This window comes from Bradyrhizobium sp. CCGUVB23 (genome assembly GCF_024199885.1).
Lineage (GTDB): Bacteria > Pseudomonadota > Alphaproteobacteria > Rhizobiales > Xanthobacteraceae > Bradyrhizobium.
In genome coordinates this window covers 7,207,184-7,232,192 of the sequence record NZ_JANADQ010000001.1, presented here as the reverse complement: position 1 = coordinate 7,232,192, position 25,009 = coordinate 7,207,184, and the positions used below count along the sequence as shown (strand labels likewise).

The 25,009-nt window shown below is 64.8% G+C and carries 20 protein-coding genes; 6 read left to right on the top strand and 14 right to left on the bottom strand.

Going from position 1 to position 25,009, the window contains the following annotated elements:
- Positions 1-36 precede the first annotated feature (36 nt).
- Positions 37-1,293 carry a flagellin gene (locus NLN62_RS33405; protein WP_254111647.1) on the top strand — a complete coding sequence of 419 codons (1,257 nt, stop codon included), beginning with the start codon at positions 37-39 and terminating at the stop codon, positions 1,291-1,293.
- Positions 1,294-1,432: 139 nt separating this feature from the next.
- Here NLN62_RS33405 and NLN62_RS33400 read toward each other — a convergent pair whose 3' ends face one another.
- From NLN62_RS33400 to NLN62_RS33355, 10 genes are all read right to left on the bottom strand, one after another.
- Entirely contained in the window at positions 1,433-2,680 is a 1,248-nt protein-coding gene (locus NLN62_RS33400; RefSeq protein WP_254111646.1) for a flagellin, read from the bottom strand.
- 293 nt (positions 2,681-2,973) lie between these two features.
- Positions 2,974-4,221, bottom strand: a complete 1,248-nt coding sequence (locus tag NLN62_RS33395; protein WP_254111645.1) for a flagellin — start codon at positions 4,219-4,221, stop codon at positions 2,974-2,976.
- 529 nt (positions 4,222-4,750) lie between these two features.
- Complete coding sequence (locus NLN62_RS33390) at positions 4,751-6,259, bottom strand: aspartate aminotransferase family protein (RefSeq protein ID WP_254111643.1); 1,509 nt, start codon at positions 6,257-6,259, stop codon at positions 4,751-4,753.
- Positions 6,256-7,506: a RimK family alpha-L-glutamate ligase gene (locus NLN62_RS33385; RefSeq protein ID WP_254111642.1), complete on the bottom strand. Its 1,251-nt coding sequence runs from the start codon at positions 7,504-7,506 to the stop codon at positions 6,256-6,258. The genes NLN62_RS33390 and NLN62_RS33385 overlap by 4 nt, the downstream gene beginning before the upstream one ends.
- 1 nt (position 7,507) lies before the next feature.
- A complete protein-coding gene (locus tag NLN62_RS33380; RefSeq protein ID WP_254111641.1) occupies positions 7,508-9,121 on the bottom strand; it encodes a hypothetical protein in 1,614 nt (537 codons plus the stop codon).
- Positions 9,122-9,336: 215 nt separating this feature from the next.
- On the bottom strand, positions 9,337-11,205 hold the full coding sequence (locus NLN62_RS33375) for a flagellar protein (RefSeq protein WP_254111640.1): 1,869 nt from the start codon (positions 11,203-11,205) through the stop codon (positions 9,337-9,339).
- A gap of 50 nt (positions 11,206-11,255) precedes the next feature.
- Complete coding sequence (gene flgK / locus NLN62_RS33370) at positions 11,256-13,124, bottom strand: flagellar hook-associated protein FlgK (RefSeq protein ID WP_254111639.1); 1,869 nt, start codon at positions 13,122-13,124, stop codon at positions 11,256-11,258.
- Between the two features lie 37 nt (positions 13,125-13,161).
- The gene (locus tag NLN62_RS33365) at positions 13,162-14,961 is read right to left on the bottom strand and encodes a flagellar hook protein FlgE (RefSeq protein ID WP_027528660.1); all 1,800 of its coding nucleotides are present in this window, start codon (positions 14,959-14,961) and stop codon (positions 13,162-13,164) included.
- 189 nt (positions 14,962-15,150) lie between these two features.
- Entirely contained in the window at positions 15,151-15,663 is a 513-nt protein-coding gene (msrB, locus tag NLN62_RS33360) for a peptide-methionine (R)-S-oxide reductase MsrB (RefSeq protein WP_027528659.1), read from the bottom strand.
- A gap of 97 nt (positions 15,664-15,760) precedes the next feature.
- Positions 15,761-17,224 carry an FAD-binding oxidoreductase gene (locus tag NLN62_RS33355; protein ID WP_254111635.1) on the bottom strand — a complete coding sequence of 488 codons (1,464 nt, stop codon included), beginning with the start codon at positions 17,222-17,224 and terminating at the stop codon, positions 15,761-15,763.
- A 98-nt stretch (positions 17,225-17,322) separates the two neighbouring features.
- On the opposite strand from NLN62_RS33355, the gene NLN62_RS33350 reads away from it, so the two are divergent.
- Genes NLN62_RS33350 through NLN62_RS33340 form a run of 3 tightly spaced genes read left to right on the top strand, consistent with a single transcriptional unit; the run spans position 17,323 to position 18,840 of the window.
- The gene (locus NLN62_RS33350) at positions 17,323-17,859 is read left to right on the top strand and encodes a histidine phosphatase family protein (RefSeq protein ID WP_027528657.1); all 537 of its coding nucleotides are present in this window, start codon (positions 17,323-17,325) and stop codon (positions 17,857-17,859) included.
- A gap of 60 nt (positions 17,860-17,919) precedes the next feature.
- Positions 17,920-18,345, top strand: a complete 426-nt coding sequence (locus NLN62_RS33345) for a universal stress protein (RefSeq protein ID WP_027528656.1) — start codon at positions 17,920-17,922, stop codon at positions 18,343-18,345.
- A gap of 33 nt (positions 18,346-18,378) precedes the next feature.
- A complete protein-coding gene (locus tag NLN62_RS33340) occupies positions 18,379-18,840 on the top strand; it encodes a hypothetical protein (protein WP_027528655.1) in 462 nt (153 codons plus the stop codon).
- Positions 18,841-18,853: 13 nt separating this feature from the next.
- On the opposite strand, the gene NLN62_RS33335 is transcribed toward NLN62_RS33340, so the two are convergent.
- A complete protein-coding gene (locus NLN62_RS33335; RefSeq protein ID WP_035665484.1) occupies positions 18,854-19,090 on the bottom strand; it encodes a DUF1127 domain-containing protein in 237 nt (78 codons plus the stop codon).
- 185 nt (positions 19,091-19,275) lie between these two features.
- Between NLN62_RS33335 and NLN62_RS33330 the strand changes: the two genes are divergently transcribed.
- Positions 19,276-20,619: a PLP-dependent aminotransferase family protein gene (locus NLN62_RS33330; protein WP_254111633.1), complete on the top strand. Its 1,344-nt coding sequence runs from the start codon at positions 19,276-19,278 to the stop codon at positions 20,617-20,619.
- Positions 20,620-20,631: 12 nt separating this feature from the next.
- On the opposite strand, the gene NLN62_RS33325 is transcribed toward NLN62_RS33330, so the two are convergent.
- Positions 20,632-21,204, bottom strand: a complete 573-nt coding sequence (locus NLN62_RS33325) for a YdcF family protein (protein ID WP_254111631.1) — start codon at positions 21,202-21,204, stop codon at positions 20,632-20,634.
- Between the two features lie 87 nt (positions 21,205-21,291).
- The gene (locus NLN62_RS33320) at positions 21,292-21,894 is read right to left on the bottom strand and encodes a hypothetical protein (RefSeq protein WP_254111630.1); all 603 of its coding nucleotides are present in this window, start codon (positions 21,892-21,894) and stop codon (positions 21,292-21,294) included.
- Positions 21,895-21,967: 73 nt separating this feature from the next.
- Here NLN62_RS33320 and NLN62_RS33315 point away from each other — a divergent pair, with 73 nt between their 5' ends.
- On the top strand, positions 21,968-22,402 hold the full coding sequence (locus NLN62_RS33315; protein WP_027528651.1) for a hypothetical protein: 435 nt from the start codon (positions 21,968-21,970) through the stop codon (positions 22,400-22,402).
- A 131-nt stretch (positions 22,403-22,533) separates the two neighbouring features.
- On the opposite strand, the gene NLN62_RS33310 is transcribed toward NLN62_RS33315, so the two are convergent.
- A complete protein-coding gene (locus NLN62_RS33310) occupies positions 22,534-24,933 on the bottom strand; it encodes an EAL domain-containing protein (protein ID WP_254111628.1) in 2,400 nt (799 codons plus the stop codon).
- Positions 24,934-25,009: the final 76 nt, after the last annotated feature.

The window sequence follows — 25,009 nt, the reverse complement described above, 5'->3', positions numbered from 1 at the left end:
AGGAGGCTGGCGTGCGCACCTAGGGAAGCCATTCAAATGTCCGACGTCGTCCTTACCGCGGCAGTCCGCCAGAACCTGCTCTCGCTGCAGGGAACCGCCCAGTTGCTCTCGACCACGCAGACCCGTCTTGCCACCGGCAAGAAGGTCAACAGCGCGCTCGACAATCCGACCAACTTCTTCACCGCCGCCGGTCTAGATGCCCGCGCCAGCGACATCAGCAACCTGCTCGACAGCATCGGCAACGGCGTGCAGGTCCTGCAGGCGGCCGACACCGGCATCACCTCGCTGCAGAAGCTGGTCGATACTGCGAAGTCGATCGCCAATCAGTCACTGCAGCAACCCACGGGCTACAGCACCAAATCCAACATCCAGTTCACCGGCACGGGCGTTCCCACCGCGACCGGCGGGGCCACTGCCGCAGACCTCACGACCAGCAAGCTCAACGGCGGCGTCTACACGTTCACGAATTCCGTCGGCACCGCAGTCACGATCACGATCGGCACGTCGCCGTCGAGCTTCAACCCGGTGACCCTGACCGCGCAGGTTCAGTCACTGGCCCAGCTCAATCAGGCGCTGGCGGATGCGGGCGTCAACCTGTCGACGTCGATCACCGGCCCGGACAGCTTGACTTTCACATCGACCAATGACGGCGCGGGACAGGTGATCACGGGTACGGCCGCCGCCACGGCTCCCACTGCGCTCGATGCCATCAACATCAGCGCCAATGCCGCGGGTGGCGGCGCCGGCGGCACGGTCGTTGCCGCAGTCCCCGACCCGGTGTCGCAGCAGGCTCGTGCGACCCTCGTCAGCCAGTACAACCAGATCCTTCAGCAGATCACCACCACCGCGCAGGACGCCTCCTTCAACGGCGTCAACCTGCTGGATGGCAATTCGCTGAAGATGATATTCGACGAGACCGGTAAATCGACGCTGACGATCGCAGGCGTCACCTTCAATCCGAACGGTCTCGGCCTGAGCAACCTCACCCCCGGCACTGATTTCACGGACAACGTGCTGACCGGCAAGGTGCTGACCGCTCTCAATACCGCCAGCATCACGCTGCGGTCGCAAGCCTCTGCGTTCGGCGCCAATTTGTCGATCGTGCAAATTCGCCAGGACTTCTCGAAGCAGATCATCAACGTGCTGCAGACCGGTTCATCCAATCTGACGCTCGCGGATTCCAACGAGGAAGCGGCCAACAGCCAGGCGCTGTCGACCCGCCAGTCGATCGCGGTGTCGGCGCTGGCACTCGCAAATACGTCGCAGCAGAGTGTGCTGCAGCTCCTGCGCTGACGGCTAGTTTCGGCGACGCTCCTGACAAGAAAGTTGCGGCGGCGGGGCCTGGCCTCGTCGCTTTCTTCTTTGTTCTCGCCGCAAACAAGACGGCGGGGCCGAAGCCCCGCCGCAATTTCGTAGTGAGATTTTGCCGAGGTCAGCGCAGCAGCTGCAACACGGCCTGCTGCGACGTATTGGCGAGCGACAGCGCCGACGTTGCGATCGACTGGCGGGTCGACAGCGCCTGGCTGTTGGCCGCTTCCTCGTTGGCGTCGGCGAGCGTCAGGCTGGACGAGCCGGTCTGCAGCACGTTGATGATGTTCTTGTTGAAGTCCTGGCGGATCTGCACGATCGACAAATTGGCGCCGAAGGCCGAGGCCTGCGACCGCAGCGTAATGCTGGCGGTGTTGAGCGAAGTCAGCACGGAGTTGGTGGCGAGGTTGTCGATGAAGTCGGTGCCGGCGGTGAGCGAACCCAGGCCGAGACCGGTCGGATTGAAGGTCACGCCCGCGATCGTCACCGTCGATTTGCCGGTCTCGTCGAACACCATCTTCAGCGAATCGCCATTCAGCAGGTTGACACCGTTGAAGGAGGCGTCCTGCGCCGTCGTGGTGATCTGCTGAAGAATTTGGTTGTACTGTGCGACGAGCGACGAGCGCGTGGCCTGCGACACCGGATCGGCCACCGCGGCGGTAACCGCGCCGAAGGTCGCCGTTCCGGAAACGTCCACCGAGCTCGAGGAACCGGCCGGCGGAGCGGCATAGGTGCCTGTGGCCGTGATGGTCTGGGAGGCGGCATCGTTGCTCGAGGTGAAGGTCAGCGAGCCGTTGGTGTTAAGGCTAGCGGTCAGCTGAATACCTGCCGCCGAAAGCGCCGAGTTGAGGCTGCTGATCGAGTTGACGTTGCCGGCACCGGCCGTGCTGCTGATGGTCAGCGTGGTCGAGGCAGTCGAAGACGTCTTGAAGATCAGCGTTTTGCCTTCCAGCGAGTTGGTGCCCGCGTTGGTCAGATCGGTTGCCGTACCCGCGACGCCCAGCGCGCCGGCGCCCGTCGGCGCGGCGATGGAGACGTTAGCTTTCGTGGTATAGCCCGACGGCTGCTGCAGCGCCTGGTTGGCGATCGACTTGGCGGTATCGACCAGCTTCGACAGCGAGGTAATGCCGGTGTTGGCCGCCTGGAGCACCTGCACGCCGTTGCCGATGCTGTCGAGCAGGTTGCTGATGTCGCTGGCGCGGGCATCGAGGCCGGCGGCGGTGAAGAAGTTGGTCGGGTTGTCGAGCGCGCTGTTGACCTTCTTGCCGCTGGCAAGGCGGCCCTGCGTGGTCGCGAGCAGGTCAGCGGTGCCCTGCAGCGAGAGCAGGTTCTGACGGACTGCGGCAGTGAGGGTGATGTTGGAGAGAGACATGAAGGCACCTTTCTGGCTTAAATCAACAGCCGGCCTTTCTTGGCCGCGCATGCCGGGAACCCTAGGAATCCTATGGTCAACAAAGGATGAAGCCGGCCGGGTCTTGGTTAACGGCGCCGGCGCTTTCGAAATATTATGGTTAACAGACGGTCAAGACGGGCCGGCGAGTTAAGCAGAGGTTAAAGCGCGACCGGCCGGATGCAAATACGACACGCGAACGAAAGAACACGCGGACAAAAGAAAACGGCGGGGCCGAAGCCCCGCCGCTCCCAGGATCGAGAATTCTGACGCGCTTAGCGGAGCAGCTGCAGCACGCTCTGCTGCGACTGGTTGGCGAGCGACAGCGCCGACGTTGCGATCGACTGGCGGGTCGACAGCGCCTGGCTGTTGGCCGCTTCCTCGTTGGCGTCGGCGAGCGTCAGGCTGGACGAGCCGGTCTGCAGCACGTTGATGATGTTCTTGTTGAAGTCCTGGCGGATCTGCACGATCGACAGGTTGGCGCCGAAGGCCGAAGCCTGCGAGCGCAGCGTGGTGCTGGCGGTGTTGAGCGAAGTCAGCACGGAGTTGGTGGCGACGTTGTCGATGAAGTCGGTGCCGGAGGTGAGCGAACCCAGGCCGAGACCGTTCGGATTGAAGGTCACGCCCTGGATCGTCGTCGCCGACTTGCCGGTCTCGTCGAACACCAACTTCAGCGAGTCGCCGTTCAGCAGGTTGATGCCGTTGAAGGAGGCGTCCTGCGCCGTGGTGGTGATCTGCTGAATCACCTGGTTGTACTGCGCGACCAGCGACGAGCGCGAGGCCTGCGACACCGGATCGGCTACCGCGGCGGTAACCGAGCCGAAGGTCGCCGTTCCGGAAACGTCCACCGAGCTCGAGGAACCGGCCGACGGAGCGGCATAGGTGCCTGTGGCCGTGATGGTCTGGGAGGCGGCATCGTTGCTCGAGGTGAAGGTCAGCGAGCCGTTGGTGTTAAGGCTAGCGGTCAGCTGAATACCTGCCGCCGAAAGCGCCGAGTTGAGGCTGCTGATCGAGTTGACGTTGCCGGCACCGGCCGTGCTGCTGATGGTCAGCGTGGTCGAGGCAGTCGAAGACGTCTTGAAGACCAGCGTTTTGCCTTCCAGCGAGTTGGTGCCCGCGTTGGTCAGATCGGTTGCCGTACCCGCGACGCCCAGCGCGCCGGCGCCCGTCGGCGCGGCGATGGAGACGTTAGCTTTCGTGGTATAGCCCGAGGACAACTGAAGCGCCTGGTTGGCGATTGACTTGGCGGTATCGACCAGCTTCGAGAGCGAGGTGATGCCTTCGTTGGCCGCCTGGAGCACCTGCACGCCGTTGCCGATGCTGTCGAGCAGGTTGCTGATGTCGCTGGCGCGAGCATCGAGGCCGGCGGCGGTGAAGAAGTTGGTCGGGTTGTCGAGCGCGCTGTTGACCTTCTTGCCGGTGGCAAGGCGGCTCTGCGTGGTCGCGAGCAGGTCAGCGGTGCCCTGCAGCGAGAGCAGGTTCTGGCGGACTGCGGCGGACAGAGTGATATTGGAGAGAGACATGAAACAACCTTTCTGGCGTTACGCAACTTCGGCCTTCTTGGCCGAGTACACCGACGCTACGAAGCAACTGATCAACGAAAACTGAATCTGACCGGTAGGATGCCCCGGATACCGGCGGGCTTCGAAGCTCATGCTTTAAGAAGGGTGAAGATCGCTCGGAAACACCTGCTGCGATCGAAGGCGATCGCAGATCGCGCCAGTCATCGTGGTTAACAAGCAACGAACATGTTGCAGAAGCAATGGCTCGCATGCCGCAGCGGGCAGCCATCTTCGCGCGGAGCCCGACAGTCGCTCGTTACCGAAGCGTTGATGGAGAACAGGCACGCCCCTCAAAAGTCGAGCTCACACCACACGAACGCATCACCTGTGAAGCGAAGCTGCGGAAGCAATACGAAACAATGCGCCCCAACGGCAATGTCAGCTCCGCGGCCTGAGCACTTGTCTCCTGATCGGCGTGCACTCTCTGCACAAAACGAGATCGGCCCCGGATCGTCTCCGGGGCCGACTTCATTTCAGATCGTGCAAGAGATTACTGCGCCGCAAGCGGCGGTGCGTCGATCTCGATCAGGCCGTCGCCCGAGCGCCGCGCGCCGAAATCCAGCACCGCGGCGACCAGCGCATCGATGTCCATCGTGTCCGTGCGGTGATTGACGACCGCCGCACGGATCGCGAGGTTGCCGTCGATCGTCGTGCTCGACGGTACCGCGATCCCGGACTCCTGGATATCAGCGACGATCTCGCGATTGATCTCGTCGGCATCGGTCGCGCGATAACGGAAGCAGACGATGTTGAGGTTGACCGGCGCCAGCAGTTCGAGCCGCGGCTCGGCGAGAATGCGCGTCTCGAGATATTTGGCGAGCGCGCAGGTGCGCGCGATCATGGCGCCCAGCCTGTCAGTGCCGAAGGTCTTCAGCGTGAACCAGGTCTTCAGCGCGCGGAAGCCGCGCGACAGATCGGGCCCGAAATCACACGGCCAGTGCGAGCCCGCCGCCAACCCCCTCGCCTCGCGCCGCAGGTAGGCCGCAGGCTGCGCAAAGGCCTGCCGATGCTTGTCACCGTCGCGGACCATCAGGAAGCCGGCGTCATAGGGCACCTGCCCCCATTTGTGGAAATCGAGCGCGATGGAATCCGCAAGCTCGATGCCGGCAAGGCGCGGCGCAAGTTCAGGTGAAAGAATCGCGAGCGCACCAAACGCACCGTCGACGTGAAACCAGATCCCCTCCTCGCGGCACAATCGGGCGAGATCGGCGAGATCATCGATGGCGCCGATATCGACGGTGCCGGCCGACGCAACGACGAGGAACGGCCTGAAGCCAACCTCGCGATCAACGGCGATCTGCGCGCGCAGTGCAGCGATGTCGATGCGATGCTCGGCATCGACATCGATCTGGCGCAGCGCATCGGTGCCGAGCCCCGCGATGTCCATCGCCTTCGCGATGCAGCCATGTGCCGCCTTCGACGTGTAGGCCGTGAGCAGCGCACCGTCATTGCCGATGCCGTGCTGACGCGCAAGCGTGCCCAGCGTGTTCGTGCGCGCCACCAGCACCGCCATCAGGTTCGCCATCGACGTTCCCGTGACGAAGATGCCGCTCGCATCTTGCGGGAAGCCGAACAGCTCGCGCATCCATGCGGTGATCTGCCGCTCGACCTCGATCGGCATGTGATCGCGGCCACCGAGATTGGCGTTGAGCCCGGCCGCCAGCATCTCCGCGAGCATGCCCACCGCGGTGCCGCCGCCATGCACCCACCCCATGAAACCGGGATGGACGTTGCCGGTCGCGTAAGGCGCGATCACGTCGGAGAACTCGCGATAGACATCGCCGAGATCGGCTGCCCCGCGCGGCACATCCGCTTTCAATTGCGCGCGAACGCTGTCCGGCGCAGGCTGCCACACCGCCTGCTCGCGCACATTGGCTATCGAATCGATCGTCTCGCCCAGCATGCGGTGGGCGAGCGCGCGAAACGCGTTCCAATCCTGCGGATCGAGCGAAGTCCCTGCAAGCGCGCTCTGGATATCGCCCCGAACGATCTCGTTCATGCCACGCTCCCGTCCGCCCTCGCATGTCGCGACAGCATCGCCGTGAACGCGGCAAAGATCTTGTGCATCTGCGGCTGCTTGTACGGAAACAAGTCCGGCGAATCCATGTTGTGCACCACGGCCGTGTTGTCAGCCTCGAAGATCAGAAGCTCGCCGCGTCTGTTCTCGGCACAATCGATTGTGAAATAGTCGAGTCCAACGCGAGCGATCATCTCGTCGAGCGCAACACGATGACGGCTCGCGAAGGCAGTATCGAAGTCGCGCATGAAGACGGCTTCCTCCGCGCGCTTCTCTTCGCTGAATGCCATGTAGGCGTTGAGGTACCAGATGTCCCAACGGTCGGCGATCGCCATGTGGCATGCGTAGGGCCGACCGTCGACGATGGCGAGACGATATTTGCGGAACAATCCGTCGGCACTGGAATAGTCGACGAAGCGCGCGACGAAGAATTGCTGCTCCTGCCGCCCGGGCAGATAATCCGCCAGCGCCGCGGCATCGTCGATCTTCGCGAGTCCCACGCCCGCATGCGTGCCGCGCGGCCGCACGATCATCGGGAAGTGCAACTCGCTCGTGATGTCCTCGCACCGGATCCGCGCTTGCGACAGATCCGACAATTGCGCGCGCGTCGCGCAGACCGTCGCGGGGATGTCGAGGCCTGCCGCGCCGGCGAGCAGCCGATGCAGCTTGTCGCGATCGAGGTTGGCGATGCGGTCCGGACGGTTTAGCAGCGGCCGCGGCCAGCGCGATGCAGCATCGTCGATCGCCGCGAGCGCCTCGCGGCACTCCTCGGAATCGGATGCGACGACGATGGCGACGTCGTGATCCGGCAGCGGCTCCGGCAGGCCGACGCCCTTGACGACGTAGAGCGTCAACAGCTCGATGTCCGAGCTCTCGAGCAGGAATTCGATCGGGGTATTGCCGCCCATGTCGATAGCTGCAGCAAGCGCGAGCACGCGTAGCGCGGGCTTTGCAACGGCGCAGGGCGAGCGAAACAGCTGATGGAAGGCGAGCACCTCCGCCTGCATCGCAAGCCCCGTCTTCTTGTCGCCAAGGAGCTGAGTGATCAGCGACAGATCGAGCACCTCGCCTGCCTGCACCGTTCCTTCCGCAATCTTGGCGACGAACCGGTCGCGCAAGGGACGCAGATCGACGCCATCGAAGGCCTGATGCGTCAAGCGCGCAAAGCCGATACGGTCGGCATATTGCGGCACGGTGAGGCCGATCCGTTGAGACGCACGATGCTGCATGTCACGCTCCGGACGCAGACAGAATGAAAGGTGCCGCGGTGTCGGCGCGGTTGAGCAACAGCTCGATCTTGACCAGCACATGGGCGATACGGTCGAGAATGCGCTGCAGATTCCGTTGCGCATCTCCAGCGTCCGCCGACCAGGCTTCAGTCACCAGTTGCGCGCCGACGCACAGGCGGAGCACGCAGGAGACTGCGCCGTCCGGTCGCTCCAGCCGAACCGGCTGGCCGATGAGGCAGCGTTGCGCGGCGACCTGCCGGTCCATCGCGGTACCCTTGATCTCGTCGTTCATGTCGCGCGCCAACGTGCGATAGAGCGCGTTGTAGTCGGCGATCGCGGCCAGCTTGCCGTGACGGTTGAGCGTGAAGGGAAACACCGTTGGATGGGTGAACTCCTCGTCATCGACTCCGGCATGTCCCGCATCCGATCGGATCGCGCCGAGCGACGGCGTCAACGCGATCATGCTCTCGATGCCGGCCCTGAGCTCGCCAAGGGCTTTCGCGCGGAACGGACTCGGCACGGCATAGTAGCCGCCGATCTCCTCGAGCGCCGCCTCCCAGCGCAGCCACTGCCCGAAATTCGGCCGGCTGTCGAAGCGTGAGCGCAGCGCGGCCCAGCCCATCGGCCAATCGCTGCGGCTGGCATAGTCGGAGAAGCCGGGCGCCGCGTCGACGCCCCGGTCGACCCTGCGCGACAATCCCTTCGGGACCAGCAACGCGCCGCTGAAGGCGGGACCGCCGAAGAATTTCGACCCCGTGATCAGCACCATATAGCCGCGGTCGAGGTAGGAGCGCAGCCGCTTTAGACCGAGCCGCATCTGGCAGGCATCAACGACGATCTGGACCTTGCCGGGCCAGCGCCTGGCGATCTCGTCGAGACAGGCTTCGCTCGGCGCGCGCCAGCCGAGCTTCGAAGAATCCATGATCTGCAGCAGCACGCGTTTGCCCTGCCCGATCGTGGTCTCGATCGCTCGAAGCACGGCAGAGTCCGCGTCGGGTCGCGGTCCGAGATCCGCGGCGGCATCAAGAAGCGGCAGCGCGATGCTGTCACAGCCCAGGTCCGCGATCGCACCATCCTTGCGAACTGCGAATCCGCTCGCTGTTCTGGTGCTGAAGTGACGCCCGCGCGCGGTATAGACGGTTCCGCTTCCCGTCTGATCGGAGCCGACAACGATCGTCACCGGCGGCGCGCCGAGCGTGGCGCGGGCCAGGAACAGCGCGTGGAGCTGGGAATCGGTGCCGGAGGGCGAGAACACGATATCGACGCGCGGGGCGAGCTGCAGATGGCTGCGCAACTCGTCGCGCATGTCTTCATTGCGCGCATCGAATGCGACCTCGACCTCGTCGAACAACGTTTTGTGCACCAGCTCTTCGCGCGCCAGCGCCGCCCGGTGATAGGCGCGTTCGGAGATCGACGATGCTGTCGAAGAAGCGAAATTCCAGATCTCGGGCGTGGGCTCCGGCGCGCAACCGTAGTCGCTCAGGCGGGTGACGGGATCTATCGCCAGCCGCTGATCTCCGCCGGATACGAGCAGCGCCTCAAGCGGCGTAAAGAGGTCGCGTAGGCCGTAGCGCGGACCATCTTCAGTCCGCCAGCGGGACGCGCCGACGCTCATCTCGGACCGCTCACGCCGCGGCGACTGCGATCAGTGCGAATTGCAACGTGACGTCGCTGTTGCGCAAAGACCGAGCTTGCGCAGATGCTCGACACCCGGCCGACGAGGCACGGGGGCGCCACCACGAGCTGCATCTTGTCCGACATCGACGGCCCCACGCCTCAAATCCTCACCAAGAGGTAAACAGGCATGGTTAATGGAGCCTTAACGCTCCCTTACAGGAACTTGACGAGCGACAGATCCGCGAGCTTCGCGGTGGTCTGGTAGGAGGCCTGGAGCGCGTTCTGCAGTGCCAGGATTTCGCTCGCCACCTGGTCGGGCGAGGCCGTTTCGGTCTGGTCGACGATGGTCTGCAGCGTTGCTTTAGCCTGGGTCTGGCGGGCAGAGGCATCCTTCATCGTGCTCTGGGCCATCGCCATATCCGCTTGGATGTCCTCGATCTTCTGCTGTCCGGGCTGCGGCAGCAATTGCTGCGTCACCCGCGAGCTCAGGGCCGAGATCTGTCCGGGCGAATTCATGCCCGTTGGCGAGGTCGAGAACGTCGAGAACACGGCGACCGCCTGCAGCGCCGAGCGGATCGCGGTCTCGTTGGCCTGCGCGCCGTATTGCACGGTGACGGAGTCGTCGACCCGGGCCTGCGCGGTGGAGCGCGCCGGGCCCGGTCCGGAGTTGCCAGTGTACCATTTGACCGTATTGGCCGAGCCGTTGACCAGTGTCGTCGCCGAACCGAACGGCACGCTGCCGACGCGCAGCGGGGGAGTCGCGGCGGTCACCGTCGCACCGAAGCCGAGCGCGCCGAGTGCCGCATTGTTCGAGCTCGTGATGTTCAGGCTCGCCGCGTCGTTGGTGTTGATGGTGATGACGCCGCCATGGACGGTCGACGGCTTCGAGGTGCCGGTGATCTGATCGATCTTGCTGAGCAGGGTCTGGATGCTGTCGGTGACGTTGAGCTGGTTGCCGGTGGCGCCTGACGCCACGAAGGTCAGCGTCGTGCCGTTGACCGTGATGGTGTCATTGACGGCAAAATTGGTTCCGATGGAGTCCGAAGGCGCCGTGCCCGACAGCAATGTGGCGCCGGTGATTGGAGCCGGCGCCGCCGCCTTGTTGTTCTTGGCGCCGCCCGTCGCCGAGCCATCGGTGTTGAAGAAATTATCGCCGGCCTCTATCGCCGATGCAGCCACCAGCGACGTGTTGGCAAGCGTGCTGATCGCGCTATTCAGCGCGTTGTTGAGATTGGTTGCAGTTGCAGTCGGAGTGGCCCCGATGGCAAAGCTGCCCACCGGTACCGGCGTCGTGGTGGTTGCGGTCAGCGTGATCTGCTCGCTCGTGCCGTCGGGCAGCGTGAACTGGAAGTTCACGTTTTCGCCGTTGTTGGGATTGTTGGCGCCGAGGTCGACGGAGGCCGCGACCGGCGAGCCGCTCGGAGCCGTCACGGTGGCGCCAGTGAACGTCGAGGAGACCGCAGCGAGCTTCAGCCCGAACGGCGATCCCGCAACGTCCTCCGCGACCTGCACCGACGTCGCCGAAGGCTGGCTCAGCACCAGCCGCCCCATGCCGTTGGTGCCGAGATCGGCCTGCTGGCGCTCGGCCATCACCTGCTTCAGGCCGGCCTGAGTGGTGGTCCCGTTGATGATGTCGCTGGCGCTCGCCACTGACGGCGTGTTCAGTGCGGTGCCGGAGAACAGGTAGTGGTTGGCCGATTGCGTGTTGAGCACCGCGACCATGGACTGGAGCTGCGCCGCCGCCGTCAGCTGCGCGACCGTCTGACCGGCCGAATTGATATCCTGGTTGGTGCTCGCGGCCGCCGACTGCGTCGTGTTACGCATCGACACCAGCGACTGCAGTGCGGTGTTGGCAAGGTTGACGTTGATGTTGACGTTGCTGATCGTGTCCGTGAAGGCAGAGATGTTCGAAAGCTGCGTTCGCGCGGCGATCGCAAAGCCCTCATTGTTGCCCATGCCCGAATAGGTCTGCGACAGCTTGCCGGAGGAAAGCTGCGTCGAGAGGTCGGTGAGTTGCTGGTTGATGTTGCGGATCTGCGCGCCAAGAACCGACGAGGAATAATTAATGCTGCTGATCGACATGTTTTCCGCACCCTACGCTTTGTTACACTCGGGCATCACGCTTTCGCTTCTCACCCCTGGGCCTGGAGCAAGGTGTTCATCATGCTTTGCACCACGGACATGATGTGGGCATTGGCGGCGTAGGCATTCTGGAGCTGGATCAGGTTCGACATCTCGGTGTCGATATTGACGCTCGCGGTCGAATTGAACTTCTCCTGCAGCGTCGAGACTACGACGCTCTGGCCCTGCTGCAATTGCTTCGCCTGGGTCGCGGCGTTGCTCTGGATACTCAGGAACTGCTGCAGGTAGCTCGGGACGGTGCCGCTGAAGGGTTGGCTCGACGAGCCGAGCCCGGTTTGCGGCGAATAGGAGAACACCGAATTGGTGAGCTGCGAATAGAGGAAATCCGAGCGCGTGGTGTCGCCTGCCGGCGTCACGGGCGAGGTGCTATAGACCGAAAGCCGGGTGGGGTCGGTGACCAGCGCCGAATTCACCGCGATACGCCCGGCAAGACCGGTCATCTGCAGGCCGGTCGAGGCGATGGCGCCGGTATAGAGCGCGGTGCCATCGGTGAACAGCGGCAATTGCGGATTGCCCGAGGTCAGCGACGAGATCGTCTTCGTCACCGAGGCGGCGTTGACGGTGGCCGAGCCCGTTCCGTCGTCCACGACCCGCAACGTCGTGCCGGACGGATTGGAGAATTGGAGATGGTTTGCGCCCAGCGCGGAATTGAGCTGCGATACGATCGAGGCCATGCCGCCGGAGAAATCGACACCGACGCGCAGCGGGTTGGCGTTCGCGGCATTCTGCAACGGCAACGCCGCCGGATCGATCACGTTGACGATCGATATCTGCTGCTGGGTGTTGGTCGCCGTGTCCGTGTAAGTCAGGTTGACAGTATTGCCCGGCGCCACGTTCGAGACGTCGAGATCGAATCCGGACGGCGGTCCGGCCACGGCAGTGCCTGCAGTGGTCTTGTCGGACAACGCGCTCGCCATCGTCGCGGCAAGCTGGTCGACCTGGTTCTGCGCCTGGACCAGCGTCTGGTCGCGCAGCTTGAGGTCGGCGGCAAGCCGGCCCGAAGAGACAACATTGTTGGCGACAACGTCGGTCGCCGAGCCGTTCGGCAGCTTGATACTCAAAGTGCCGACGCCGGATTTGACCGAGTTAGGGTCGTACAGCGAGTTTGCGGTGAGTGCGCCTGGTGAGGAGAAGGTGAACTGCGAGGCGAGCCCGGCGCCGACGAGCTGGATACCGGTGCTGGTAAAAACGTTGGCCTGGCCAGAGCTGTCTGTGACGACACGGACATCGACGAGCTTCGACAGCGAATCGATCGCAGCATCCCGCTGATCCATCAGCGTCGCAGCCGATGGGTCGTTCGCAGTCAGGCTCTGCAGCTTGGTATTGATGTCGGCGATCTGCGCCATTGCAGTGTTGGCCTGCTGCGCCGTAGCGCCGATGTCCTGCTCGACATTGGAGCGCAGCGTCTGAATGCCGTTGCTCGTGGCGTTGAGCTGTTGCGCCAGCGACTGCGCCGCGGTCACCGCCACCGATTGCGCCGACAGCGAACCTCCGCTCGTCGACAGCGACTGCAGCGCGGTCGTGAACTGGTTGAGCGCGCTTTCCAGCGTGCCGTCGCCGCCTGGGGTGCCGTAGACGTTCTGCAGCTGGCCCAGGATACTGGCCATCTGGTCGGCATAGCCGCTGCCCCCGGTCTCGGTGCGCAGTTGACCCTGCACGTAGAGATCGAGCTCGCGGCCGACGCCGGTGGTCAGAACCGTCGATCCGAAACTGCCGGAGGTAACCTCGATCTGATTGGGCGTCTGGACGACGTAGCCCGGCGTCTGCGCGTTGGCGACGTTCGAGGAGACGATCGCAAGCGCGGCCTGGTTGGCACGCAGGCCGCTCATTGCGCTGGCGAGGGATGAACTCAAACCCATGTTACTGCCGCCTCTGGTTACGCTGCGTGAGCGCTGATCAGCGCAACACGTTCAGAAGATCCTGCACCATCGAATTCGCCGTCGTGATCACCTTGGTGTTGGCCGAGTAGGCCTGCTGGGTCACGATCAGCTTGGTGAACTCGTCGGCGATGTCGGTATTCGATCCCTCGAGCGACGAGCCGCTGATCGTGCCGGAGGCGCCGGCGATCGCCGGGCCGGACTCGTCGGTTACTGCATAGGCGCCGCCGTCGAGCGACTTCAGGTAGTTGGTGCCATTGAAGTGCGAGAGCGTCACCGCGGCGAGATCGAGGTTCTGGCCGTTGGAGAAGGTGCCGACCACGAGGCCATTATTGTTGACGGCGACAGAGCGGAGCTGGCCGGCGGCGTAGCCGTTCTGCGTGATGGTGTTGATGGTCACGGCTCCGCTCGAGCTCGCATATTGCGTCAGCGAGCCGGCGGAGAGATTGAATGCTACCGAGCCCAGCGATTGCCCACCGACGGTGACGTTATTGATGGTGATGCCCGAGCCGGTCGGCGAGGCCAGCGAGCCATCGCTTGCGAAGGTGAAATTGGTGCCGGTATTCACCCATGCGACCTTCGTGTTGGTGGCACTGGGATCGGCCTGATAGAACAGGTTCCAGGTATCGGCGTGCCCGGCGCCAAGCGACGCGCTGTCGACCTTGGCCCAGCGCAGTTGCAGATTCACCGGCGTGCCGGCCGCGTTGTAAGCCGTCACCGCGCCGCCGCTGATGGATTCTTTGGTGAAAGTCGCGATGTCGTTTCCGATCACGGTGCCGCCGCTGGGATTGGCGGCGCGTGCCAGCGATACGGGGCTCGTGAAACCGAGCGCGGAAGGGGAAAAGGCGGACGCTGTACTCGTGATGCTGAGGTCCTGCATGGCGCCGGTGTGGAGTGTAATGGCGCCGCTGCCGCTGATCGTCGGCGCCACACCGGTGATCCCACCGATCGCCGTGAGCAGATCACCGACAGTGTCGTCCGCGCGGACGTGCGTCGAGTCCTGCAGGCCGGTGCCGGCCGTGGTGATAGTGATCGTGATGCCGTCAACCACGATGGTATCGCCGGCGGCGAAGTTGGTCGTCAACGAGTCGCTGTTCGCGGGACCCGACAGTTTCGTCGCGGCTGTGATGGGAACAGGCGTCGAAGCCTTATTGTTGACGGCCGATCCGGTGACCGTCTGATCGAGATACGGCAACGGGCTCGACGCGAAGTCGGCAGGATTGAGGCCGCCATAGGCCACGAGCGAACCGCTCGCCGCCGTCGAGCTCGCCACTGTGTTCGGCGTTGTCGGCAGGTTCGCGGCATACTGGACGGCCGTGGTGGCCTGCGCCGGGACGAAGTTGTTCTGGAATTGCAGCACTGTCGGCACGCTGCCGGTGGGATTGCCAGTCTTCGGATCGACCGAGACGCCCATCAGATAGTAGCCCGCGCCGTTGACGAGATTGCCGTTGGCATTGACCTGGAAGTCGCCGCGGCGGGTGTAATAGGTGACGCCGTCGAACACCGGCACGTTGTCGACGACGCCGGTAGCCTTCTCCACCGAGAAGAAGCCGTCGCCGGTGATCGCCATGTTGGTGGCGACGCTGGATGCCGAGATCGTGCCTTGGGTCGTGATCGTTGCCTGCGCGTGCGCGGTGACGCCGCCGGCGACCTGCTTGCTGGGCACCTCGGAGTTGGGAATCAGATCCTCGAAGCTGGTTCCGATGCCCTTGTAACCGGTGGTGGAGGAGTTCGCGATATTGCCGGAAATGTTCTGAAGCGCGTAGGACTGCGCCTGCAGGCCACCCACCGAAGTGTTCATTGCATCGAAGATACCCATAACTTTGTCTCCAAATTCGATTCCGACGGCCGGCCGACCGTTCGCGACTCTTGGCCGCAATCGAAGGAGACGTCGCAAGGCCTATGCCAATGCGGGTATTTCAGTGAAATCAAATATTTAAATAGACATGCCCCGGCCGAGGGACCGGGGCACAATTGCCGGGCCGGCAACAATTGCCGGGCACACCCCTTACGTCGCGGACGCTGCCGCGGGGTGGAAAACGAGCCCAAAACCGTCGATGCAGTAGCGCAATCCGGTGGGCTTTGGACCATCATCGAAGACGTGGCCGAGATGGCCGCCGCAGCGGCGGCAATGCACCTCGGTGCGGACCATGCCGTAGGTGCGGTCCTCGGTCTTGCCGACATTGCCCTCGATCGGCTGGTAGAAGCTCGGCCAGCCGGTGCCGCTCTCGAACTTGGTGTCGGACGCGAACAGCGGCAGATCGCAGCCGGCGCAGGCGAAGACGCCCTTGCGATGCTCCTTCAGAAGCGGACTCGAACCGGGCCGCTCGGTGCCGTGGTTGCGCAAAATCTCGTACTGCTGAGGCGTGAGCTGGGCGCGCCACTCGGCCTCCGTCTTCTCGATCTCGAATTTTTCCGCGGCCTTCTCTCCAGCCTTGGCCGGGGTCGCTCTCAGCCAGCGGAACGCCGTCAGGCCGAACAGGCCGGCGACGGACGTCAACAGGATGCGGCGGTCAAACATCTCTTTCTCCGTGCGAGGGGACTTTTCACCTGTCCACGCGCTGAGATACGGGCTTCAACGCGCGACGTTACACCGTCAGGCGGAGTTTTTTCTCAAATTATTGCGAGACGCCCTGCTCCTCCGACACGGCCTCCTCGGCACGCGGCGCCGGTTCCGGCGGCGGCGCCGGCCGAACCGGGCGAACCGCGCCAGGCGGCGCGCGCCGCGGACCCGTGCCGGCGGCGCGGTTGGCCGCAGCCAGTTTCGCGTCGCGCTCCCGCTCCTTGACCCGCGCCCGCTCGCGGTAACGGGCAAGCGAGCCGGCGGCGGCCGAGCTCGCCCTGCCCCAGAGCCCGATCACCTGGCCGGCGGCCCGTCCCGTGATCCCGCCCGCCCAGACCAGCTCGAACGGCGAGAACAGGCGCCAGCGCTCGTCGCCCCGCAGGATGCTGCGGACGATGAGCTGTCCGGCCATCGCCGAGGTGTTCATGCCCTGGCGGCCAAAACCGCTCGCCACCCACAGGCCTTTGCGGAGCTGCCCGATCTGCGGCATGCCGTGCACGGTATGGCCGGTGGCCCCGCCAAACATTTCGGCGATCTCGACCTCGCCGAGATCCGGGAAGATCGTGCGGATCCGGCGCTTGATCGCGCCGCCGAAACGTTGCGGGTTTGCGGCCCAGGTGGTTTCCGGGCTTTCCCACATCAAGCGATCGCCATCGACGATTCTGAAATGGTCGATGCCGTCGGTATCCATCACCGATCCCTTGAAGGCGAGGATCTCGGAGAGGCGTTCGCCGAGCGGTGCGGTGATTCCGGCATAGCGCCAGACCGGCAGCAGCGTGTCCGACAGGCGCTTCAGCGGCGCGCCGAGATGGATGTTGCCGGCGAGCACGATATGCGTTGCGCGCAGGCGCGCCGACGGAGTCACGATGCGCTTGCGGATGCCGGAATGATCGATGCTGACGACCGGGGTGTCTTCGAAGATGCGCGCGCCGACCCGCCGAGCCAAGGCCGCGAGCCCGTGGACATATTTCCGGCCGTCGACCTGCAACGCCCTCGGATAGTAGACACCGTGGAAGTAGCGGTCGGTCTTGAGCACCGCGCGCACGCGGTCGGCCTGCCAGCCTTCGGCCTCGGTATCGAAATCCTCGTTCAGCATCTGGAGCCGGCTGATCAGCCGGTCGCCGGCATCGACATTGGAGACCTCGAGCACGCCGTCGCTCACGCCGATCCCAGGCATCGTCGCCTCCGTGGCGTTGGCGCGCACGAATTCGGCGCCCTCCTTCGACAGCGCCCAGAGTTCGCGCGCGTCCTCGAAACCGATGCGCTCGATCAGGTCGGCGAGCGGCAGCGCAAAACCCGGCATCACGGTGCCGAGTTGGTTGCCGGAGGCGTTCCAGCCGACATGCCGGCCCTCCAGCACCGCGACGCTGGCCCCGAGCCGAGCCGCCTCGAGCGCGATCGTGAGCCCGGCGAGCCCCGCGCCGATCACGCAGATGTCGGCGTCGAGATCGAACGACAGCCGCTCGCGCTCGCGAAAGCCGGCTTCTTCCTGGGACACGCTTGTGTAAGTCTCGCTCATGTCGTTTTCTTAAGGCACCGGTCAGGCGCTTGTCACCTTGTCCTGAACCTGAACCTGTGCCTGTACATTAATTACGACCGGGATGATTCGAGAATGCCATGCGCCGTTTGATGCTGCTGCGTCACGCCAAGACCGAGACTGACGCACCGAGCGGCCGTGACCAGGACCGCCGTCTCGATGACCGGGGCCATCGGGACGCAGCCCAGATGGGCGACTGGATCGCCCATCATCCGCCGTTCCCCGATACCGTGCTGGTCTCACCGGCCGTCCGGGCCAGACAGACCTGGGACATCGCCTGGGACGCGATGAAGGACCGCGTCGAAGCCCCGGAGGTCGAATTGCTGCCGGAACTCTACGGCGCCGGCCCCGCGCAGCTTCTGGAAACCATTCGCACTGCAACCATCCCCGCGAACCCGAAGCGATTGATGCTGGTCGGCCACAATCCCGGCATGCACGAGCTGGCGCTGATGCTCGCAGGCAGCGGCGACCACGCCGGCCGCAAGGCTCTCCACGACAACCTGCCCACGGCAGGGCTTGCGGTCTTCGACTTTGACGTGAAGGATTGGGGTGACGTGGCGTACCGCCACGGCAAGCTGGTGCTGTTCGTCAGCCCCAAGCTGCTGAAGCAGGCTTAGGGGCAACAGGGCGCCGTCTTGGGACGGTATCTTGGGCCGTTGAATGACAGGGAGGCGCAGATGTTCAAGTCCATTCTCGTGCCCATCGACCTCGCCGACACCGACCTCGCAAAACCTGCGATCGCGACGGCGGCGACGCTGTCGCAGACCTGGAACGGCACGGTGCGCCTGCTCAACGTGCTGCCGATGACGCCGGTGATGCTGGCCGAATATGTGCCGGCCGATTTCGACGAGCAGCAGCGCCAGACCTCGGAGGAAGCGCTCGCCATCGTCGCGCGAGAGTCCGGCATCGACGCCCCGCGTATCTCCAGCGTGGTGCGGCAGGGCGGCATCTATCACGAAATCCTGGAGGAAGCGGCGCATATGAAGGCCGACCTCATCGTCATGACCTCGCATCGCCCGGCAATGCGGACCTATTTCCTCGGCTCGAATGCCGGCCACGTCGTGCGCTACGCCAAATGCTCGGTGCTGGTGGTCAGGCACTAGCTTCTGCTCAGATAAACACCTCGGAGCAATTGCATGCGGGACTGGTGGCGCAAATGGAGTTACGAGGTCCCGCTCGCGATCGGCGATGCGCTATGGGAGGTGCTGGTCGTGCAATTGGCCGCGGCTCTGGACAGGCTGACACTGCGGCAGGTGATCGCCTTCATCCCCGTCGTCATTCTGGTCCTGGCCTACTACCACAGGATCCCGATCCCGCCCGAGCTGATGCTGGTTGGCGATCTCCTTGCCTATATCGACGTGTTCTCGGTATTGTTCCTGCTTGGCGTGTTGAGCCGCGTCACGACAATCCTGTTCGTCGTCAAGCAGGCGTCGACACGGATCGCGGCACTCGCCGACAACGTCGCCATGCACGTGCGACGTCTCGGCCTTCGACACCGGCGCGAACACGGCGCCTCAACGAGGCCGCGCCGCAAGCCCGACCGTTCCGATGACGATCGAGCTTTTGGCGAAGCATGGGGACAGGCTGCAATCGCTTGATCCCCCCAGGTGGTTATAGATACCGCGTCAGCCCGGCTTTCACCTGCCCGTAAACGGCATCCTCGATCTGCGAGCGCGTGATCCCGATATCGCGCAACGCGCGGTCGTCGAGCTCGTTCAGCGTCTTGATGGCGGTGCGGCGCTCCAGGAAGTCGAGCAGCGCCGAGGCGCCGTTGACGAGGGAGCGGAGGAATCCGCCTGACGAGGGTGGGCTGAGAGGCTGCCCGGCAGTTTGCGAGATGGTGGTCATGTTTCTTCTCCGGCAATCGTCCCGCGCGGCGAAAGCGATGCCGCCGGCACAGACGCTGATCGGCGCCTGCTCCTTCATTGCCCTCGGATTGCTCGCGCAGCCGGGGCTCAATCGCGGAACTTGATGGAACTTAAATGCTCCAGTACAATGCTCGGTGCAAGGAAAACATTGCTCTCGGTGCAATAGTGTCCAAGTTCGAGTACGTGAAGCTGGCCGATGCCATTGCCGCCGATATCACTAACGGCGCGTTAAAGCCGGGCGACCGCCTGCCGCCGCAGCGCAATTTCGCCTATGAACGTGGCATTGCGGTCTCGACCGCGAGCCGGGTTTATACGGAGCTGCTGCGTCGCGGCCTCGTGGTCGGCGAAGTCGGCCGCGGCACGTTCATTTCGGGCGAGGCGCGGCGCGGCGTCTCAGCTCCCGCCGAGCCGCGTGGCGCGCGCATCGACTTCGAGTTCAACTATCCGCTCCTGCCGCAGCAATCGGCGATGATCGCAAAGAGCCTCGCCGGTCTCGAGCGCCCCGAGGGCCTCGAGGTCGCGCTGCGGCCTGCGACGAGCACCGGCACGCAGGCAGCTCGGAGCATTTCCGCATCATTCCTCGCGCGCAAGGGCTGGGCGCCGGCCGCCGACCACCTCGTCTTCACCTCGAACGGACGGCAATGCATCGCCGCCGCGCTTGCCGCGCTCGTGCCTGCGGGCGGACGCTGCGGCGTCGAGGCGCTGACCTATCCCTTCATCAAGGGCATCGCCGCGCGCTTCGGCATCACGCTGGTGCCGCTCGCGACGGACGAGCACGGCGTCCGCCCCGACGCGATCCAGAAGGCGCATCGCGAGGCGCATCTCGCCGCGCTCTATCTCCAGCCGACGATGCAGAACCCGCTCGGCATCACGATGCCGCTCGGGCGCCGCAACGACGTGCTGCGCGTCGCCGAGAAGCTTGACCTTCCGATCATCGAGGACACCGTCTACGGCTTCCTCGCCGACGAGGCGCCGCTCGCCGCGCTGGCGCCGGACCGCTGCCTCGTGCTCGACAGCCTGTCGAAGAAGGTCGCGCCGGGGCTCGCGCTCGGCTTCATCGTCGCCCCGCCCCATTTGCGTGAAAGCGTGCTGGCTTCGGTGCGCTCAGGCGGCTGGACTGCGTCCGGCTATGCCTTCGCGGCCGGGCAGCGGCTGATGGCCGACGGCACCGCGGCCGAATTGTCGCGCCTCAAGCGCATCGATGCGGGCAAGCGCCAGCATCTGGCGGCGCAGCGGCTTGCCGGCTTCGATATCCAGGCCGACCCGAAAGCCTATCATCTTTGGCTGTCGCTGCCGCCGCATTGGCGCTCGCAGACGCTGGTGGCCGCGGCCGGCCGCCGCGACATCGCGCTGACGCCGTCCACAACGTTCGCCATCGCCAACGGCCACGCCCCCAACGCCGTCCGCCTTGCGCTCGGCGCACCGACCTTCGAACAGCTCGATGCGGGTCTGCGTACGCTATCGGCGATGCTGCGGTCGAAGGAAGAGGATTTCGATTCGACGGAGTAGCGCGCCCGCCTCTCACGCCGTCGGCCACTCCGCGATGAATCCCTTCGCCTTGTACGGCTCGATCTTTTCCCATTCGTGCAGGACGCGGCGGCGCAACTCGGCATCGGTGTGCCAGAGCCCGCGCGGCGTCGCAAAACTGTCGACCGTCAGAAGCATCTTGGTCACCTCCGGCCAGTGCCGGTGCAGCGTCATCGGGTAGCGACGCGCCGTCCAGGTATTGCCGAGGCAAATCACGCTGCGAATATTTTGCAGCCCGAGCGCCGCATCGATGACCGGCAGCGAGAAGACGACGTTCTCCCCGGTATTCATCGCCCGGTGCTCTTCGAGGATGCGGCCTGCCGGGATGCCGGCTTCGACCATCGCCGCCTTGATGAGCTTGCACTCGGATTGCTCCGAGCCCGGTGTCACTCCGCCGCTGACAATCGACCGGCGGAAATAGCCGTCCCGCCAAAGCCGGGCTGCGGTATCGGCGCGCAGTGCGACGTCCTCGCGGGTGCCGAACAGGAACAACAGGTCGGCCGGCCGAAGCGGCGTCTCGATCAGATGCGTGGCATTGATTGTGGCGATCTCATCCGCCGTCGGCATTCGGGTGCTGCGGTCCATGACGATGAGGATGCGACACAGGCCCGATTCCGCGAAGTCACGTTTGATAACCGGCGATTGCAGCCGCCCCTACGGCAGCAGTGCTTCCGGCAGCCGGTCAAAGCTGTAGTTGCGCGGCTGGTTGCGCCGGATGAAACCGCCGATCTGCCAGGTGAACAGGGCGGCGAAGCCGATGATGAACAGCGCGCCCGTCCATTCGCCGGTCGTGATCGCGCGGATGAGAAGCCCGGCCATCGCCACCGCCAGCATCGCGAGCAGCGCGAGCGCTGCCGTGTAGGCGATGCGTCCGAGGCCTGCGGTCAGCCTCGCCCGGCTGCCCGCCTTCGCCATGCGCGCATGCAGCGCGACGATGAAATCGCGAAAGCCGTGATCCTGAGCCGCCATCAGCGCCGCGGTCTGCCATGTCGTCGACAGGATCGCGAGACGGCCGCCATCGGCATGGCGGAGATCGGCGCGAAACCGGTGTTGCTGCATCGAGACGGGCCGGTATGACAGCCGGATCGCCGAGATCTCGGCATAGCGCCACAGGCCGGAGCGGCCTGCGATCTGCCAGGACAGACCCTCTTCCGTCAGCTCGAAACGATGCGCCGAGCCAATCAGCGACGCCTTGTAGGCGTAGCTGGTGACTTGCTCGCTCGTGACTTGCGGGGCGGCCTCCTGAACCTCGGACATTTCGATCCTTATCAACTTCGCGCGCGGCCCGGTCGGCTTGCGCGACCGCCCTCACCCATCCTACAAATCAGGCATGGCTGAGACGACCTTTTTTCCCCGTCACCTGATTCTCGGCGGCGCGCTGATCGCGGGCATACTGCTGGCGCTCGCGGTGCACATGCTGGGCGCACGCTACGGGCTCGACCTCGGCGGGCTTTGGCGCTCGGACACGCACGAGTTCATGCCGGCGGGTGCGGCGATCGCGTGGTGGCTGATCGCCACCGTCGGCTTTTCGGGCGGCTACTTCACTGCAACGTTGATGCAGAGCGCCGTCTCGGGCCAAATCCCGCAAAGGATGCGGCAGTTCCTGATCGCGGTCGGCGTGCTCTTGCTCGCCGGCGCCGGACAGGCGGCCTCCGCACCAAGCCCGATCCCGACCATCTCCGGTGTGCTGGCAGGCCTCGCCGCACTGTGCCTCGGCGCGGTGATGGCGTTCTGCGGTGCGCATTTCGCGCTCCGCAGGGCCTGACGTTCAGAGCATGATCCGGAAAAGTGTGGAGCGGTTTTCCCTCGCGACAAACGCGGAACGCGTTTGCGCGGAGATCATGCTTAAACAACAGCCTGAAGCGCGATGACGATTCATCCTAGTCTCGTCGCGCCTTAGGCAGACGCGCGCAGGCGGGGCTTCGCCAGCATCATCGCAACCTCGGACGCCGGTCGCGGCGCGCTGAACAGATAGCCTTGCGCCTGGGTGCAGCCCTCGCGCCGCAAGAGCTCGAGCTGCGTATCGTTCTCGACGCCCTCCGCCGTGGTCGCGATTCCGAGGCTGCGCCCGAGGCCGGTGACGGCGCGGACGATGGCCATGGAATCTGCGCGTGTCGATAGCTCGGACACGAAGGAGCGGTCGATCTTGATCTTGTCGAAGGGGAAGCTGCGCAAGTAGCTGAGCGAGGAATAGCCGGTGCCGAAATCGTCGAGCGAGATCCGCACGCCCTGCGCGCGCAACTCGTGCAGGATCGCAAGCGTCGCCTCGCTGTTCTGGAGCAGCACGGATTCAGTGATCTCGAGCTCGAGGCGCTCGGCGGCGAGCCCCGAGGAGGCCAGCGCCTCAATCACCGAGGCGACCAGGTTCGGATTCTTGAACTGCACCGGCGACAGGTTGACGGCAACGCCGATCTCCTCGGGCCAGGTGGCCGCTTCGGCGCAGGCGTTACGCAGCACCTGCTCGCCGAGCTGCACGATCAGGCCGGTCTCTTCCGCTAGCGGGATGAAGGCGGCCGGCGAGATAAGGCCCCGCTGCGGGTGATTCCAACGGCTCAGCGCCTCGAAGGCGACGACGCGATCCTTGGCCACATCGCGGATCGGCTGGTAGTGGACCTCGAACTCGTTCCTGCCCAGCGCCGCCCGCAGATCCATTTCGAGCAGCCGCCGCGCCTGCGCGCGGGCATCCATGCCGGTCTCGAAGAAGCGATAGGTGCCGCGGCCGTCGGCCTTGGCGCGGTACAGCGCGAGGTCGGCGTTCTTCAACAGCTCATCCGGATTGCTGCCATCCTGCGGCGACAGTGAGATGCCGATGGAGACGCCGATGATGATCTGATGGTCGGCGATCTCGTAGGGCGCGGAAATCACTTCGACCAGTCGTCCGGCGAGTGCGGTGGCCGCCGCTTCCTCCTCCTTGCCGAGCTGGACCACGGCGAATTCGTCGCCGCCGAGCCGAGCCACGGTGTCTTTCTCGCCGACACAGGCAGCCAACCTGCGGCCGACCTCCTTGAGCAGCGCGTCACCGATCGGATGCCCGAGTGAATCATTGATGTCCTTGAAGTGATCTAGATCGAGGCACAGCACCGCGAGCTGATCGCCTGGCCTGGCGTGGCGCAAGCCCTGCTCGAGCTGCTCGTGGAACAGCACGCGGTTCGGCAGATTGGTCAGCGCGTCGTGGCGCGCCATGTGGGAGATCTTCTCCTGTGCCGCCAGCCATTCGGTGATGTCTTCGAAGGTCGCGACCCATCCGCCGCCCTGCATCGGCTGGTTGACGACGCGGATCGAGCGGTTGAACCTGCTGACGATCGTGGTCGTGGTGCGGTTGTCGCGGGCGTCGGCGACGAGCTGGGCGAAGAACTGATCCGGATCGCCCTGCCAGTGTCCCCGCGCCTGCTCTTCGCGCATCACCTCGAGCAGCAGGCGGCCGGTGAGCTGCATGTCGGTCCGGCGCAACATCGCGGCGTAGCGCTCGTTGAACAGGAGTATCCTGCCGTCCTTGTCGAACATGCAAAGCCCCTGCGACATGTTCTCGAGCGCGGTGTCGAGCACGACCTGCTGGCGCCCCAATTGGCCCTTGGCGCGGCGGTCGAGGATGGCGGCCACGAGTGCGATGGCGATGATGGCGGCCGCGGCGCTCGCGGTGAGCAGGGAGAGCGTCGCCGGCGCGATCGACAGCCCGCTGATCGCGAGCGTCGGATCCGGCGTCAGCTCGACGGCCCCCATCGCCGTGAAATGATGCGAGACGATGGCGAGCGTGAGCAGGCCGGTAGCGCTCACGGCATGCGAAAGGTCATCGCGCCGTGCTGCGACATAAATAGCAGCCGCACCGAACACGATTCCGAGCAGGATCGAAGCCGTCACCGTGCCGCTCGCCCAGCCGATGCGCGCGGGCATCTCCAGCGCCGCCATGCCGGTGTAGTGCATGGCCGCGACGCCGCCGCCGACGATGGCACCGCCGAGCAGGACCCAGGGCGTGCGCTTGGATGACACCGCGATGCTCAGGCCCACGAAGGTCACGGAGATCGCGAAGATCAGCGACAGGACCGTCACCGGAATGTTGTAGGCCGCGCCGGCGCCCGGCCCGTAAGCCAGCATCGCGATGAAATGCGTCGCCCAGATGCCGCAACCGCTGACGATAGCGTCGAGCGAAAGCCAGACCAGACGCGCAGTGCCCTGTGTGGCGCGCGCCCGATGAAACAGGCTGATCGCCGCCGCGCTGGCGAGCAGGCATACCGCGCCGCCCAGCGCGACCAGGCCCCAGTCATGCTCATCCGTCAGACAATAGAGAACTTGGTACATATGGCAGGTCCATTTTCGGTACCTGCACTAAAGGGACGAGAGGTGGACAGTCGGTAACCGGCTACGTACCGGTTCG

Coding starts and splice junctions, on each gene's coding strand:
- NLN62_RS33405 (WP_254111647.1), top strand. CDS start 37: ATGTCCGACGTCGTCCTTACCGCGGCAGTCCGCCAGAACCTGCTCTCG.
- NLN62_RS33400 (WP_254111646.1), bottom strand. CDS start 2,680: ATGTCTCTCTCCAACATCACCCTCACTGCCGCAGTCCGTCAGAACCTG.
- NLN62_RS33395 (WP_254111645.1), bottom strand. CDS start 4,221: ATGTCTCTCTCCAATATCACTCTGTCCGCCGCAGTCCGCCAGAACCTG.
- NLN62_RS33390 (WP_254111643.1), bottom strand. CDS start 6,259: ATGAACGAGATCGTTCGGGGCGATATCCAGAGCGCGCTTGCAGGGACT.
- NLN62_RS33385 (WP_254111642.1), bottom strand. CDS start 7,506: ATGCAGCATCGTGCGTCTCAACGGATCGGCCTCACCGTGCCGCAATAT.
- NLN62_RS33380 (WP_254111641.1), bottom strand. CDS start 9,121: ATGAGCGTCGGCGCGTCCCGCTGGCGGACTGAAGATGGTCCGCGCTAC.
- NLN62_RS33375 (WP_254111640.1), bottom strand. CDS start 11,205: ATGTCGATCAGCAGCATTAATTATTCCTCGTCGGTTCTTGGCGCGCAG.
- flgK (WP_254111639.1), bottom strand. CDS start 13,124: ATGGGTTTGAGTTCATCCCTCGCCAGCGCAATGAGCGGCCTGCGTGCC.
- NLN62_RS33365 (WP_027528660.1), bottom strand. CDS start 14,961: ATGGGTATCTTCGATGCAATGAACACTTCGGTGGGTGGCCTGCAGGCG.
- msrB (WP_027528659.1), bottom strand. CDS start 15,663: ATGTTTGACCGCCGCATCCTGTTGACGTCCGTCGCCGGCCTGTTCGGC.
- NLN62_RS33355 (WP_254111635.1), bottom strand. CDS start 17,224: ATGAGCGAGACTTACACAAGCGTGTCCCAGGAAGAAGCCGGCTTTCGC.
- NLN62_RS33350 (WP_027528657.1), top strand. CDS start 17,323: ATGCGCCGTTTGATGCTGCTGCGTCACGCCAAGACCGAGACTGACGCA.
- NLN62_RS33345 (WP_027528656.1), top strand. CDS start 17,920: ATGTTCAAGTCCATTCTCGTGCCCATCGACCTCGCCGACACCGACCTC.
- NLN62_RS33340 (WP_027528655.1), top strand. CDS start 18,379: ATGCGGGACTGGTGGCGCAAATGGAGTTACGAGGTCCCGCTCGCGATC.
- NLN62_RS33335 (WP_035665484.1), bottom strand. CDS start 19,090: ATGACCACCATCTCGCAAACTGCCGGGCAGCCTCTCAGCCCACCCTCG.
- NLN62_RS33325 (WP_254111631.1), bottom strand. CDS start 21,204: ATGCCGACGGCGGATGAGATCGCCACAATCAATGCCACGCATCTGATC.
- NLN62_RS33320 (WP_254111630.1), bottom strand. CDS start 21,894: ATGTCCGAGGTTCAGGAGGCCGCCCCGCAAGTCACGAGCGAGCAAGTC.
- NLN62_RS33315 (WP_027528651.1), top strand. CDS start 21,968: ATGGCTGAGACGACCTTTTTTCCCCGTCACCTGATTCTCGGCGGCGCG.
- NLN62_RS33310 (WP_254111628.1), bottom strand. CDS start 24,933: ATGTACCAAGTTCTCTATTGTCTGACGGATGAGCATGACTGGGGCCTG.